General features: G+C 28.0%; 13 protein-coding genes. 4 read left to right on the top strand and 9 right to left on the bottom strand.

Annotated features, from left to right (window positions below; translation table 11 throughout):
• Positions 1 to 43 precede the first annotated feature (43 nt).
• Positions 44 to 973, top strand: a complete 930-nt coding sequence (locus tag BHYOB78_RS11745) for a tetratricopeptide repeat protein (protein WP_020064832.1) — start codon at positions 44 to 46, stop codon at positions 971 to 973.
• Positions 974 to 1046: 73 nt separating this feature from the next.
• Here BHYOB78_RS11745 and BHYOB78_RS11740 read toward each other — a convergent pair whose 3' ends face one another.
• Positions 1047 to 2687 (bottom strand): tetratricopeptide repeat protein, encoded by a 1641-nt coding sequence (locus tag BHYOB78_RS11740; protein WP_020064831.1) that lies wholly within the window; start codon positions 2685 to 2687, stop codon positions 1047 to 1049.
• 192 nt (positions 2688 to 2879) lie between these two features.
• Here BHYOB78_RS11740 and BHYOB78_RS11735 point away from each other — a divergent pair, with 192 nt between their 5' ends.
• The 3 genes from BHYOB78_RS11735 (at position 2880) to BHYOB78_RS11725 (ending at position 5027) form a co-directional block, all read left to right on the top strand.
• Complete coding sequence (locus BHYOB78_RS11735) at positions 2880 to 3509, top strand: queuosine precursor transporter (RefSeq protein ID WP_012670998.1); 630 nt, start codon at positions 2880 to 2882, stop codon at positions 3507 to 3509.
• 103 nt (positions 3510 to 3612) lie between these two features.
• Positions 3613 to 4590, top strand: a complete 978-nt coding sequence (locus BHYOB78_RS11730) for a beta-ketoacyl-ACP synthase III (protein WP_012670997.1) — start codon at positions 3613 to 3615, stop codon at positions 4588 to 4590.
• 17 nt (positions 4591 to 4607) lie between these two features.
• Positions 4608 to 5027, top strand: coding sequence for a C-GCAxxG-C-C family (seleno)protein (locus tag BHYOB78_RS11725; RefSeq protein WP_020064830.1), 420 nt, complete (start codon positions 4608 to 4610; stop codon positions 5025 to 5027).
• Between the two features lie 65 nt (positions 5028 to 5092).
• Here the strand turns inward: BHYOB78_RS11725 and BHYOB78_RS11720 are convergent, their stop codons facing one another.
• From BHYOB78_RS11720 to BHYOB78_RS11685, 8 genes are all read right to left on the bottom strand, one after another.
• Positions 5093 to 5383, bottom strand: coding sequence for a hypothetical protein (locus BHYOB78_RS11720; RefSeq protein WP_012670995.1), 291 nt, complete (start codon positions 5381 to 5383; stop codon positions 5093 to 5095).
• On the bottom strand, positions 5383 to 6171 hold the full coding sequence (locus BHYOB78_RS11715) for a hypothetical protein (RefSeq protein WP_012670994.1): 789 nt from the start codon (positions 6169 to 6171) through the stop codon (positions 5383 to 5385). The genes BHYOB78_RS11720 and BHYOB78_RS11715 overlap by 1 nt, the downstream gene beginning before the upstream one ends.
• A gap of 26 nt (positions 6172 to 6197) precedes the next feature.
• Positions 6198 to 6869, bottom strand: coding sequence for a HEAT repeat domain-containing protein (locus BHYOB78_RS11710; RefSeq protein ID WP_012670993.1), 672 nt, complete (start codon positions 6867 to 6869; stop codon positions 6198 to 6200).
• A 9-nt stretch (positions 6870 to 6878) separates the two neighbouring features.
• On the bottom strand, positions 6879 to 9482 hold the full coding sequence (alaS, locus tag BHYOB78_RS11705; protein WP_020064829.1) for an alanine--tRNA ligase: 2604 nt from the start codon (positions 9480 to 9482) through the stop codon (positions 6879 to 6881).
• Between the two features lie 208 nt (positions 9483 to 9690).
• On the bottom strand, positions 9691 to 11202 hold the full coding sequence (locus tag BHYOB78_RS11700; RefSeq protein WP_012670991.1) for a DegQ family serine endoprotease: 1512 nt from the start codon (positions 11200 to 11202) through the stop codon (positions 9691 to 9693).
• Between the two features lie 265 nt (positions 11203 to 11467).
• Positions 11468 to 12400: a lysophospholipid acyltransferase family protein gene (locus BHYOB78_RS11695; RefSeq protein ID WP_028331357.1), complete on the bottom strand. Its 933-nt coding sequence runs from the start codon at positions 12398 to 12400 to the stop codon at positions 11468 to 11470.
• Between the two features lie 17 nt (positions 12401 to 12417).
• Positions 12418 to 14448 carry a hypothetical protein gene (locus BHYOB78_RS11690; protein WP_012670989.1) on the bottom strand — a complete coding sequence of 677 codons (2031 nt, stop codon included), beginning with the start codon at positions 14446 to 14448 and terminating at the stop codon, positions 12418 to 12420.
• 20 nt (positions 14449 to 14468) lie between these two features.
• Positions 14469 to 15248, bottom strand: a complete 780-nt coding sequence (locus BHYOB78_RS11685; protein WP_012670988.1) for an SDR family NAD(P)-dependent oxidoreductase — start codon at positions 15246 to 15248, stop codon at positions 14469 to 14471.
• Between the last annotated feature and the right edge of the window lie 66 nt (positions 15249 to 15314).

The raw sequence follows: 15314 nt of genomic DNA, 5'->3' as shown, positions 1-15314 counted from the left end.
CGAAAATGAAAAAAACAATATTAAAATAAGTTTGGAGCGGAAAATGATAAAGAAGTCTTTAGCAATATTAATAGCTTTATTGTTAGTTTTTACTATATCATGTAAAAAACCGGCAGAAGGCAATATAGAAGATGATTATATCAATGAAATAGAAAAGGAATATCAAAATTCATCAAGTAATGATGTTGTTGTGGAAACTAATAATGGTATGACAGATAATATGGGAAATACATCAAATAATATGTCATCTGCAGCAAATAATAATAATCAGGCAGTAAATAATAAACCTGCTCAAAATATTCCTCCTATGGATAATACAGATAATACAGCAGTATCTGCAGCACCTGTTAAGAAAAGACCTTTAAAAGCTACTATATACAATTTTTATAGTCCTTGGACTTCTCAAGATGATCCTTTGATGATTAGAGAAATAAGAGTTATGATAGCAAATAAAGAATATAGTCAGGCTCTAAACTATATAAATAAATTAGATTTTAATAATTTGCCTGAAGATGTTGACGTGGGACATTTATATCAATTTAAAGGTATAGTTCATTATTTCCTTGCTAAAGAATTAAAATCAAATAATGCTTTAGCAAAAAATCATATTACTTCAGCTAATGAATGCTTTAAGAAAGTAGAGGGATTAACTACTATAGAAAAATTTAAGCCTCTTTCATTATTATGGAATGGTATGCTTTATCAAACTTATTCTAATGATAAAACTGAACTTCAGGAAGCTATTGCTCTATTTGATAGAGTAATTACAGAATATCCTAGAACTAGATTTGCTAATGATGCTGTATTCTATAAAGCTGTAACTATGAAAAAATTAGGAATGCCTGAAAATGAATATAATGATCTTTTCTTATCTATAAAAAGAGGAGGTTTTGTTGATACTTTAGTATTCTCACAGGTAATAAATGATTATGTTCCTGCAAATGATTTAGTAGACAGAGAAATGTTGAAATAAATTTTCGCTTATTTTAATTTTCAAAAGTGATGGTTTATAAAAAATAAACTATCACTTTTTTATATTTATTTTATTATAGTTTTTCTTCTTTAAGAAGATTATTAAATTGATTTCTTGAATAAACAGTTACTTTATTATTATATGAAACATAACTTTTAGCACTATTACTTAATGTTACAGGCACTATTAAAATACCGTTTTTAGCTCCTGATTCATTGATCATCATTAAAAAGTCTCTTATTATTAATTCGCCAATTTCAATTTTTTTCCATCTCTTAAAAGATATTAAAGTAGTATCTCTCTTATTTCCTTTAGTATTATATGTTATATAATTAACCTCATCTCCATAATCACTTTTTGTATTATTGTCAGTATATTCTTGTATTATGGAATGGGATAATTTTGTTCTTATTAAATTTTGACATAATTTTTTGAAATCTATAATGTTCATATTATAAATTTTATCTACTTTCTGAACAATTTTTAAGCTCATCTCATTATTATTATTGTTATTGTCATCTATTTTTAATTCATCTAAAATTTTCTTAACATTTATATTATTTTGTATTGTTATAAGAGAAGATAAGTAATTTATATCTATAAAAGATCCCTCCCATAAATCAACAGCTCTTTCCCAATTTTCAATATCTTCTTTTTCTACATATTTTTCATAATTATCATTTTTTGAATTATCCAATTTCATCATATTTCTTAATTTATTGAGCTGTTCTGTAGCTTTATTTATATCTGACAAATATTTTATTATAAGTTCAAAATTATAAGTATTTAATTCAGGTAAATTTAGATCTTTTATATTTTCAAATAATTTTTGAGATAAAGATATATCTCTTAAAAAATATGAATAGAAAGAATAATCTAATACTAAATCGGATATTTTTTTATTAGGATTTGATATATTATATTTTTTATATAAGTTAGTATATAATTCTTTAAACTTTTCATTATCAAGAACTTTATATAATATATGCAGATAAATTCTATCAATATAGAATTGATTATTAATATGTTTATTAACTATGATTTGTTCTATAAAACTTCTTGCTATATTTAATTCATCTGAAATCATATACATTGATATTAAAGTACTATTAATAGTATCTATATCTTTATCATTTTCTTTTGCTAATCTTTTTTGCAGTTCTTCTAAAAATACAATAGATTTTTTATAATCTTTTATCTTAAAGAAAGTAAATGCAGCCGCTTTAAGATTATCTATATCAAATTCATTTTTATTTAAAATAGCTTTATTGAAGTAATCAGATGCAAGTATATAATATCCTTCATTACAGAGAATAGTTCCTGTTTTGATATTGTAAAACATATTATTAGGATCTAATTTAGCAATTTTTAAAGTGTATTTGAAAGCATCATCTTTTTTTTCAAGATTTTCATAGAAACTTTCAAATTTTTTACTTATTTCTAATTCCTCTTTTTCTTTGAAGAAAGAAACCTGCATTAATTTTTCATATATCTTTAAAGCTTCTTCAGTTTCTTCTATTTGCTCTTTAAGTTTTGCTAATTGATAAAGAGATACATAATCTTTTTCATCTTCATTAATTTTATTAGTTAATTCTTCTATTTGTTTTTTTATATATTTAAGTGAAGGAGTTTTTTTATTATTAAAAATTTTCCTTATTATTATTATAATAATTAAAATTAATAATACTATTGTTGATAATATGATATACACCATTTTTATAACCTTTTTTACTTAACTTAATACTTATATAATAATAATTATATAATAATATAATAAAAATTATATAATAATATATAATTTTTTTACATAAAACAAGATTTTTTTATTATGAAAAAAACTATAGACTAAAATATTTTTTTAGTATATTATATATCCACTTAATATAAAATTAATGGGTTTTTAATTATGGAAAAAATAGAAGAAGATTTTAGTATATCATTTATTACTATATTAATTATTTGTTCTTATATAGCTTGCCAAATGATATCAAATATAGCAAGCGTAAAGATAGCGAATGTTTTAAATCTTGCTGTTGATGGAGGTACATTCTTGTATCCTCTAGCTTTTACAATCAGAGATATGGCACATAAAACTATAGGTAAGAAAAATACTCAAAAACTTATAATAGTGTCAGCAATTATTAATATTTTTTCTCCTATTTATTTTTATATAGTATCTCAAATACCTGCAGATGCTAGTTGGGAATTTAATAAAGCTTTTCAATTAACTTTAAGTCCTGTTTTGAGAATAGCAATAGCATCTATATTAGGTTCTACATTATCAGAGCTTGTTGATACAGAAATATATCATCTTTTCGTAACTAAGATAACAAAGAAACATCAATGGCTTAGAGTATTAATAAGTAATGCTTTCAGTATACCTGTGGATAATTTAGTATTTGTTGCTATAGCATTTTGGGGAACTTTGCCTTTCGATGCTTTAGTAGGAATATTCATATTTAATTTTATAGTAAAATATGCTGTTACAGTGATAAGCGTTCCTATGATTTATTTGGTAAAAGATAAAAATATATAAAATAATACTATTGACATAAAATACTATGATTGTTATCTTTTTCCAAATAAAAATTGATTATAAGAAAATTAATAAAATAATATAAAAAGAGAGTTTAATTAATATGAAAGCTAGTATTAAATATTTGTCATCATATTTGCCGGAAAATGTAATGACTAATTATGATTTAGAAAAGAAATTGGATACTAATAATGATTGGATAGTTTCAAGAACAGGAATAGAAGAGAGAAGAATAGCAGATAAAAAAGAAAGCACAGGAGATATGGCAGTTAAGGCTGTATCAAAATTAAAAGATAAAGGTGCCGTAATAGAAGATGCTGATGCTGTAATAGTTGCTACTTCTACAAAATCATATACATTTCCTTCTACAGCTGGGCTTATTCAAAAGGCATTTAATATAAAGAATTCATGTCTTGCATTCGATATATCTGCTGCTTGTTCAGGATATATATATGCTTTAAATACAGCTGCTTCTCTTATAGAAAGCGGAGAATGTAAAAAGGTTTTAATAATTGCTGCTGAAAAATGTTCTGATATACTTAATTGGGAGGATAGAACTACTGCTATATTATTTGGAGATGGTGTAAGCAGTGCTTTATTAGAGGCTTCTTCAGATGATTCTAAAGGCATTATTTCAACAGATATAGGTTCTGAGCCTAATGATGAAATACTTATAGTAAAAGGCGGCGGAAGTGTTAATCCTATTACAGAGGAGAATGTTGAAGATAATACAAACACTATAACTATGGCAGGTACTGAAGTTTTCAAAAAGGCTGTTAAGACTTTCGATGAAACTATCAATAAAACAGTAAAAAATGCTGATTTAGATTTAAAAGATTTGTCACTAATAATAACTCATCAGGCTAATACTAGAATAATGAATGCAGTTGCAAAGACTTTAGGTTTAAATGACAATAAATTTTATATTAATATACAAAAGTACGGCAATACATCTGCTGCAAGTGTAGGTATAGCATTTACAGAAGCATTTGAATCCGGAACAATAAAAGAGGATGATTATGTTCTTCTTACTGCTTTTGGAGCTGGTCTTACTTGGGGTTCTACTTTAATTAAATTTTGATATAAGAGGTATTTTATATGACATTATATGAGTATTTATATTCAGGATTCGGTAAAGCAGAAGATTTGAATTGTGCTGAGAAAATGCTTTACGGAGCTAATAAAGTTTATGAACTTGGAATAAATAGAGATGATTTAAAATTAGCAGCAGGTTTCGGAGGAGGTATGGCTGTTGGTATAACTTGCGGTATATTAACAGGCGGAATAATGGCTTTTGCTAAGGCTTTTATAGAAGACAGAGGACATGAAGGTACTCTGTTAAAAGAAATAGAAGCAGAATATATAAATAAATTTAATGATAAAATGAATAGTATTAATTGCGATTATTTGGTAGAACATTATAGAGATGAAGAAAAAGGATGCGATTATCTTATATTTGAAGCTGCCAAAATATTTGATGAATTAATGGAAAAATATAAAGATTATAGAAAAAATTAATTTATGAAGTTTTAAAAAGATAGAGTGTTAAAATACTCGCTTTTTAAAACTTTATGTAAATACTTTTAAATAATATCACATATAGAATTGATAATATTTACTTTCTTTCTTTCTCTTTCACTTAAAGGTGCATACTTAGATTTATACATTATATCATTAGCAAGTACTATAAATTGTTCTTTGAGCATCTCAGCAGCTTCTTTAGGAGTTTTTCCTGTGGCTTTTATAGCTAAATCTTCATTGCCTATAACATAATGATCTTCTGCTATTTTTAGCATATAACCTTTCAGACTTTTTTTAAAATGAAAATCATCTACATCATTAAAATTTAATTCTATTTTTTGTTTCTGTGCCATTAATATATACCCGCCTTTTTTGCATAATCTTCATTAGTTAAACTAAATGTTTTTTGTGTGAATATAATATCATTGGTATTGAATGCATAAGGAACTTTTCCTTTTAAACTGCTTACCCCATTTGATATAGCCTGATCTATGACTATATATAATTCTTCAGCATGCTTTTTTTGATATTTCATAACATCAGCTATAACTATTTCATAAGCAGTTTGTCTGGTAGGCGCTCCTGTATCTCCTATTATATAATAGGAAGCTCCATTCAAAGTATCTATCCATAAGTAATTTCCATCTATATCATAAATTTCAAAATCTATAGTAACCTTTTGAGACCAAAAAGACATAGCAGATTCAGCATACATTACTCCATCTACTTTATCAGCAAGTAAAGCCAAAGTTTCTTCGCTTAATCTGTTAGTTGCAAGTGTGCCTGTAGCCGCAACATAGTCAGCACCCAATATAGAATGATTAGGTAAATTAGCAAATTCTTTATTTCCTATAGCTTCCTCCAAAGTGATAAGCTTAACCATTTCATTTTGAGAATTAAAATTACTGATGAAGCTGTTCAATACAAAATCTGTATATATTTCAGTGTTTAAATATTTTAATCTATCCCAATACTGATTAGTCATACTTTTTGGAAAGGTGAAAGAAGCAACAGCAATAGTTCTATTTTTTTCTATTATATCATCTACTCTTACATAAGAATACTTTGATGCACATGACACAGTAATAAATAAAAATAGTATTATTGTAGATATAAAAAGAAAATTAATTTTATTATTCATTTAATATATTTTCCTCTGCTATGTTATTATTCTGCTGATGCTGTTTCTTTTACTTCCTCTTCTGCTGCCGGAGTATTTTTCTTATTTTTTCTATACTCTATTACCTGATTAATAGTAGATCTTACCGCATAATCTTTATCAGTAGAAGCGAGTAAATTCAAAGATCTATCAACTCTAGCATCATCATAATCTTTTAAAGCCTCAACAGCAGCCATTCTCACCCATTTATTTTTACTTGATAAACTATCAAGTATAGAGTTTAAAAGCTCTTTAGCATTTATTCTTCCAGCTACTTTAAGTCCTTCTATCTGAACCTGCAAATCTGTATCAGATATAGCTCTTTTTATTCTATCAATAGCTTCAGGATTATTTGCTTCTAATTTTCCTAATCCTAAAACTGCCAAACATCGTACATTAAAGTCAGGATCTTCAACGCTAGCACGTAGGAAATCGCTGTAAGCTATATCCGCTTCTATTTTCCCAAGAACCCATATAGCTTCAGCACGTACTTCTCTTCCTCCGTTTTGTGCAGCATTAAGTACTTCTAATATAGTCTCTTCATCATCAGGATTTTTTGCAAGTTTCTGCTCTGCTTTATGAACATCTTCTATTCTTCTTAATGTAACATCTTTTGCAGAGCATGAAATAATAAGCAAAGAGCTTACTGCAAATATAAAAAGTATAATATTTTTCTTCATATAAAAATCTTATAGCCACTTACTCTTTAATTTATTAATTTCTTCTTTTGCTTTTTCTATATTTTCAATAGAACCCTGAGCAAAAGTATCTTTTCCGCCTCCGCGTCCGCCTGCAGCAGCAATAATATCTTTTATTATATTATTAGCAGATAATTTCTTTTCTTTTAACGCATTTCCTGTTATCTGTACAAGTATAGAGTTGGAAGAATCAGTTTTGCTTATCATTACAGAAATACTGTCTTTTACTCTCTCTTTTATTGTATCAGCATAAAGTCTAACTTCTTTAATATCCTCATTAAACTCTAAATTATAGAATTTAATTCCTTTCAAATCTTCATAATTATCCATAAATGAAACAGCAGAAGCACCTGAAGTTTTAAGCTGTTTGATTTCTTTCTGCAGTTTTTTTACTTCATTTTGAAGACTTTCAGCTCTTACAGTAAGTTCATCTGTTTTTGAAGCATTAAGTATATGAGCTAAATTTTTAACTTTACTAAATAATTTACTAGCTTCATTAGCAGCTTTTAATCCTGTGATAGCTTCTATTCTTCTTACTCCGCTAGCCACAGAACCTTCACTCACTATATGGAAATAACCAACTTCTGATGTATTTGTCAAATGGCTGCCGCCGCAAAGCTCTACTGAAAAACCATTTCCTATATCTAGTATTCTTACAGTATCGGGATATTTTTCTCCAAATAAAGCCTTAGCACCGCAGGCAATAGCCTCTTCTTTAGGCATATATTTTATTACAGCAGGCATTGATTTGAATACTACTTCATTAACCTGATTTTCTATACTTATTAATGTATCTTCAGAAATTGAATCAGGATGAGTAAAGTCGAATCTCAAATATTCATCGCTTACAAAACTTCCTGCCTGATTGACATGATTTCCTAATGTAAGCTCCAAAACTTTCTGAAGTATATGTGTAGCAGTATGATTTTTTCTTATAGCACTTCTTCTGTCAAAATTAACGAATAATTTTATTTCTTCTCCAACGCTTAAAGAATGACTGCTGCAATCTGCTATATGTATAATAGTATTTTCTTTCTTTTGAGTATCTATTATTTTTATTATTTCTTTTTTGCTGTTTTCTATATATCCATTATCTCCAATCTGTCCTCCCATTTCTCCATAGAAAGGTGAAACATCTGTGATAATAACAGCATTTGAAGATGAAGTTTTATCTTTTTTAGCATTATCTTCATATACAGCAATAATTTTTGCATTAACTCCGTTTATAAGATTATCAGTTTCTTCACCTACATATTTAGTTTCATAATTTTCAACATATCCAAATTTAGATCTTTTATCTTCTCCAGCTCCTCTGCTTCTTTTCTTTTGCTCTTCCATAGCTTCTTCAAATCCAGCCTTATCAACTGTAAATCCATGATCTGAAGCTTCCTCTTCTGTTATGTCTATAGGAAGTCCATAAGTATCAAATAGCATGAAAGCATCTTTACCAGATATTACTTTACTGTCTTTGTTTTCTTCCATTACAGCATAAAGTTTATTCATACCGGCAGATATTGTATTTATGAATTTATTTTCTTCATCTTTTAATATTCTTTTTACATTCTCTTCTTCTTTAGGAAGATAGTCATATATTTCTTTATATACATTAACTACAGAAGATGTAATCTCATTTAAGAAAGAACCTTTATGTCCTAAATCGCTTGCAGTTTTCAAAGCTCTTCTTAAAAGTCTTCTAAGTACATATCCTCTTCCCTCATTAGAAGGAGTACAGCCTTCAGATATTACAAATACTAATGCTCTTAAGTGATCTGCTATTAAATTGATTTTAGTTTTATTTTTATCATCATATTTAACATTCAATTTTTTAGCTATAGCATCAACTATAGGCTTCATTACATCAGTTTGATAATTGCTCTCTACACCTTGAGTAATATAGCATAATCTTTCAAGTCCCATTCCTGTATCTATACCAACATTAGGAAGAGGAGATAAATTTCCTTCAGTATCTTGGAAAAATTCATTGAATACTAAATTCCAAAACTCTAAATATCTTTCGCAATCACATCCAACAAAACAATCAGGCTTTCCGCATCCTTTCTCTTCGCCCATATCAATATAAAGCTCACTGCAAGGTCCGCAAGCTCCTGAATCTCCAGCAGGTCCCCAGAAATTATCTTTCTTTCCAAGTCTTACAATCTTCTCTTTTGGTACACCTATATGCTCATTCCAAATTTTAAAAGCATCATCGTCTTTTTCATAAATAGAAACATATATTCTTTCAATAGGAAGTTTAATAACTTGAGTAGAAAATTCCCAAGCAAATTCTATAGCCTCTTTTTTGAAATAATCACCCATAAAGCAGAAGTTACCAAACATCTCAAAAAATGTATGGTGTCTTGCAGTTTTTCCTATATTTTCTAAGTCAGAAAGTCTGAAACATTTCTGTATAGTTGCCACTCTTGAATAAGGTGCTTTTTTTATACCTGCATAATAAGGTTTGAATTGCAGCATTCCCGCTGTAGTAAATAGTAGGCTAGGGTCATCTATTGGTATAAGAGATGATGATTTCTCTATAGCATGTTTTTTGCTTTTAAAAAACTCTTTGAATTTTTCTCTCAATTCTAAATGTGTCATGATTAACTACTCCTATTTTTAAGAACATTTATATATATGAAAACTTAAATTGCCAAATAATATATTTCATTAATAATATATTAAATCAATTATGAATGCAAGTACAAAATATAAAAATAGTTAACATAATTAACACAAAGTATTGAACATAAAAAAAGAATTGCAAGCATTTACCTGCAATTCCTTTTTATTAACTTTTATTAAAGCACTATTCTATAATTATAACATAAGTCATTCTTGCTCGTTTTATAGTTATTGTAAAGGACTTATCATTACCATAAGATTTTACAAAATTATCATAATCATCAGTATTTGATATTGTTATACCATTAATAGCTTTTATAACATCTCCTGGTCTAAGTCCATTTTGATATGCCTTTGAGTTTTGAGTCATATTAAGTACTACAACACCTCGCTCATTGCTTCTTATCTGAAGTCTTTGAGATATTTCAGGAGTGATATTAGAAACATCTAATCCCATCCAAGAACGAGTACTTCCTTGTGAGTTATTCTGAGATTGTCTTGTAGGTACAACCTCTTCATCTTCAACTCTAGCTTCTATAGTGATTTTAGTGCTTCTTTCTCTTCCATTTCTTAAATATTTAACAGTAACTTCTTTTCCTACTTTAGTAGTGGCTACTTTATTGAATAAATCACCTGATTTAGTCATTTTTTCACCATCATACTCTATTATAATATCTCCGTCCTGTAATCCGCCTTTTGCAGCAGGTGAATCAGGTACAACCTCACTTACATATACTCCGCTGTTTTGCTTAACATTTAAACCTCTTGAAAGATTTCCATCGATATCTTGTAAATATATACCTAAATATCCTCTTGTAACTCTTCCATTTTCTTTTAAATCAGTCATTACTGAAGTAGCAAGATTAATAGGAGTAGCAAATCCTATACCTATACTTCCGCCAGAAGTAGAATATATCAATGTGTTTATTCCTATAACCTGTCCATGTATATTGAATAAAGGTCCTCCTGAGTTACCAGGGTTTATAGCAACATCAGTTTGTATATATCTTTGATATTTATTAGCACCAACATCGCTTCTTCCTTTAGCACTTACAATACCGAAAGTAACTGTATTATTAAGTCCGTAAGGGTTTCCTATAGCAATAGCAAATTCACCAGGCTCTATAGCATCACTGTCTCCTAAAGCAACATAAGGGAAAGTTCTATTTTCATCCTCTATTTTTAGTAATGCTAAGTCATAAGCCTCATCATAACCTATTAATTTTGCAGGAAGCTCTCCGTCTTCTCCATAAAGCGTAATCATTATTTTAGTAGCGCCTTTTACAACATGGTAATTAGAAAGCACATATCCTTCTTCATTGATTATGAAACCGCTTCCTAATGATTTCTGACTTCTTTTTTGTCTAGGCATTTGATCTCCGAAGAAAAATCTAAAGAATTCATCGGCATATCTATCTTCTTCAGTTTGTCCTGCTTCTATTTCTGTAGATATATTAACTACAGCAGGCATATTTTTATCCACAACATCTCTTATAGCATTTTCTACAGCTAAGGCACCATCTAATGAACCTGTAAAAGATGTTTTTTCAGGTGCTGCCTGGGCATGAACCAAGAACTCATCTTTTTTATAATTTTTTTCATATGAAAAAATGAAAAAAGAAATAATTATACCAACCAAAGTAAATGTAAGCCCAAGATTTAAAAAGAACATAAATGAACGTTTTTTTTGCTCCATATACTCATAACCTCCAGTTTAATGTATTTTTCAGACTAAAATTTTAATAATTTGCCACAACTTTATTATAGTAAAAAAATATTAATTTTTAAATAAAAAATTATAATAAAAATAAAATCGAATATATTATATGAAGATTATTACCCCATCATTTCATAAAATCAAGAAATTTATATTATTTATATAATGTTATTCTGACAATTATTATCGTTTTAGTATATTTAATATATAATATAAACCTATGAAAAAAAAACAAAGTAAAAAACTATTTATAATTATTATGTTTGTAAAAAATTTCAGGTTCTCCATTAGGCCTTGTATTCCATCTAGGGTGAACCCAAAGCCAATTTTCAGGATATTTTGATATTATTTCTTCTAATTTTTTTGTATATCTCTGAACATTATGTTTTATAGTTTCTTCTTTAGTTTCTTTTTCTTCTATATACATTATGTCATGAACTATGATTTTATGATGTCCGTATCTGTCAGGCAGACTATAAACTATAGCCATCGGTGAACCTGTTTTCATAGCTATTGCCACAGGACCTACTGCTGTTGCGGCAGGGTATCCAAAGAAATCAACAAATACACCGTCTAAATAATTTTGATCGCATAAGAATGCAACAGGAGCATTATTATTTAAAACATAGAATATTTCTCTTAAATCGCCTTTTTTCGGAATACATTTCATACCTCTTTTTTCTCTCCAAGAACGCATATAAGCATCCAATTTTGGATTATCAAGCGGTCTGAATATTACTCCAGGATTATATTTTTTAATAGCAAAATAAAAAGCTATATATTCCCAATTTCCTATATGCCCTGTGATAGCTATCATACCTCTTTTTTTCTTATTCATAGCTTCATCAAATTTATCCTGACCTTCTATTTTTATTCTTTTCAATATCTGCTCATCTGACATTCTAGATGATTTAATGAATTCGGCAAAAGTCATCATCATAGATTTCATAGAACGTTTTGCTATTCTTTTTCTTTCATGAAAACTTTTTTCCGGAAAAGCCTGTTTTAAATTAATCAAAGCAACCTTTCTTGCACTTGGTACAAGATAATACATTAATGCTCCAATTAGTTTTGCAAACAAGATAACAAAAATATAAGGCATAAATGCCATAATTTCCATCAATATGCGAAGCGGAACATATTCAAGCATTATTACCTTTGGTGATTTATAAGCCAAAACAACCTCTCTTATACTTACTGTTTTATATCTTCTTCATCTTTTTTTTCTGTATCTTCAGATAAATTTTCCTCATCATTTTCTTCTTCTGGATTTACAAATAAATCTTCATCTTTTAAAGATTCATTAAATCCGTCATTTCCTAATACAATTTCATCTGAATTTGATGCATTATCATTAGCGTTTTCTGCATTATAATTTGATTCTTCATTTTCATTTGTTTGATTTTCATTATTGTTTTCAGCATTATCTTTTTGATTAGCATTTTCTGCTGCATTATCAGTTGTTACTACCGATTCAATAGATTCCTGTTTTTCAGCAACATTTGTATATGCCTCATCATTATCATCACCCTCTATTAGAATACCAGCACCTGATAATTCTCCCTGAGTGATTAAGTAATTAAATCCTGATATGAAATAATAAGCTTCAGTTAATGCTTTCATTACATTATAACCCTGTATTCTTTTTTTAGTTTTTCCTACTTCAGCAGAAAAAGTTAATATATCATTAGGATTTTCAATTATTCTTTCTCTCTCTTCTTTATCTAATAACAATTTATCCAATTTTCTTTTAAAAGGTGTTATTATTGATACGAAAGTGTTTCTTAAATTTTTAGCTAAATAAGAACGCTGTCCGTTTTTATCTGAGAGCATAGAAACTCTCTGTTCAAAACGCATAGTTTTATCTTCTTCAACTTTGTTTATTGTTTTGCAAAGTTCACTGTATTCATTTAATCTTGAGTTAGTATCTGATAATGATAAAAATATATTGTTAAAATCATTTTTATAATCTGTTCTTACCTGATTATCATAAACTAAATTATATCTTACTTTATTAGAAACAAATACAGCAGAATATTCTCTATCTAAAAAGTCTATCAATACTTTTATTCTATATATTTTATCTTTTATAGGAACTATAAAGAATGGATCTGCTTCATATTCTATATTATTATCAGATTTTTTGAATGATACGCATTTATCTATAAGTTTTATACCTATAGATTCTACTTTACTTAATTTTTCTTCTTCATTATCTTTTTGTTTACCTATATTTTCTTTTGCCTGTTCTATTTTAGTTTCTTGTAATTTTTCTTTTTCTTTTCTTAATTTTGTGTAATATCCTAGTATATCTTCATCAGTGATATTAAGATAACGGTTAAAATCATTTATAGTTTCTAATGGTTCTTTTGAGGCATATTGTAAAAGTGTAAATAGTTTTGGATAATATTTTCCATATATTAAATCTACAGCTCTTTTAAAAGCAGATATTCTTGAGTTTACGATACCTTTGCTTATATTATCAACCATAGCATATGCAAACATAGCTTTTTCTCCGGCTAATTTTATTCTTGAAGAATAAGCATGAAGTACATAAAGCGGTCTGAACATAGCTTTGATTTCTTTTATATAACTTTCAGCCATAACAGTACTGTTTAATTCTTTATATGGTCTTAAAAAGTCTTTATATACGCCTTCATTATATTGATCTTTTATTCTTTCTAAAAGCTCTAGATCATCTAAAGTTTTAGAAAATTGAGAAATTACTTTTTGATGTTTAGCTTTAGCATCTATATCAGAAGCTTCACTTGGGTTTAATGCATTGAATATTAAAGTATCCATTTCCAAAAGCGCAGCTATAACATTTTTATCTATGAAGTTTAAGAATTTAGGATTAACATTCCCACCCATCAAAGTTATTACACCAGAACTTAAAGCATTGAACCATAATTTAACATTAAAAAATAACCCGTTATTTTTTTTATTTGGAATAGTTATAGTAGAAGAAGATTTATTATTTTTATCTTTAGCATCGCTTTTTGAATTGGCAAAACTTGAACCTTTGGAACTTCTGCCGCTATTTCCTCCTCCTACTACGTTTTGACCTTTTTTTGATGATCCTACAAGAGTATTGCCATTATCTCTTTTTTTATCGGCTACTACTTCTCCGCCTGCATCTACAAATTTATTAAATAAATCTTTTCTTGCATCTTTATTAAGTTCATCTAACTTTAATCTATCTCTAGTGTTATCTATATCTCCCATAAATAAAGCTCCCTAAATATTTATTTGTTTTTGTGTATTATAGTAGCACTACCTTGATTTTCTGCCATAATAGTCATACTTGATATTTGTACATGACTTTTTCTAGTTAATGCATACTCTATATTATCGGCTATATCTTCAGCATATAAAGGATTAAATCCTTTGTATACATTGTCAGCTTTTTCTTTATCTCCCTTGAATCTTACAGTAGAAAACTCTGTATTAACGGCTCCTGGTTTTATATTTGTTATTTTTACAGGTTTATCGATTAATTCTACTCTTAAACTGTCTCCAAACATTTCTACAAAGGATTTAGTGGCACAGTATATTGCTCCTCCGCTGTAGGCTTCATCAGCAGCAGTAGAAGATAGATTTACTATATGACCATGTTTGCTTTCTAATATATAAGGAAGAAGAAGTCTTGTTAATACTATTAATCCTTCGCAATTAACTCTAATCATTTGCAGAGAATCTTCTATAGGATTATTATAGTATAAATCTTTACCTAAAGCTAAGCCGGCATTATTTATAAGTATATCTATTTTTTTATCTTCATCTTTAAGAGAATCTATAGCTTTTACTATATCTTCAGATTTAGAAAAATCTAATTGTATTACTTTTACTTTTACATTATGATTCTTTTCTAATTCATTTTTTAAAGCTTCAAGTTTTTCTATTCTTCTTGCAGCCAAAATAAGGTTAACTCCATTAGAAGCAAGCATTTTAGCTACAGCTTCGCCGATACCTGCACTTGCTCCAGATACGAATGCAGTTCTTCCTTTAATATTTTCTATATACATAATTAATTCCTTATTGTTGCTAATAAAATTATTTTGCTAAAGTATAACAAAATAATTTTTATAATT

The sequence above is a fragment of the Brachyspira hyodysenteriae ATCC 27164 genome (genome assembly GCF_001676785.2).
Taxonomy (GTDB): Bacteria; Spirochaetota; Brachyspiria; order Brachyspirales; family Brachyspiraceae; genus Brachyspira; species Brachyspira hyodysenteriae.
This window is presented reverse-complemented; position numbering and strand designations above follow the sequence as displayed.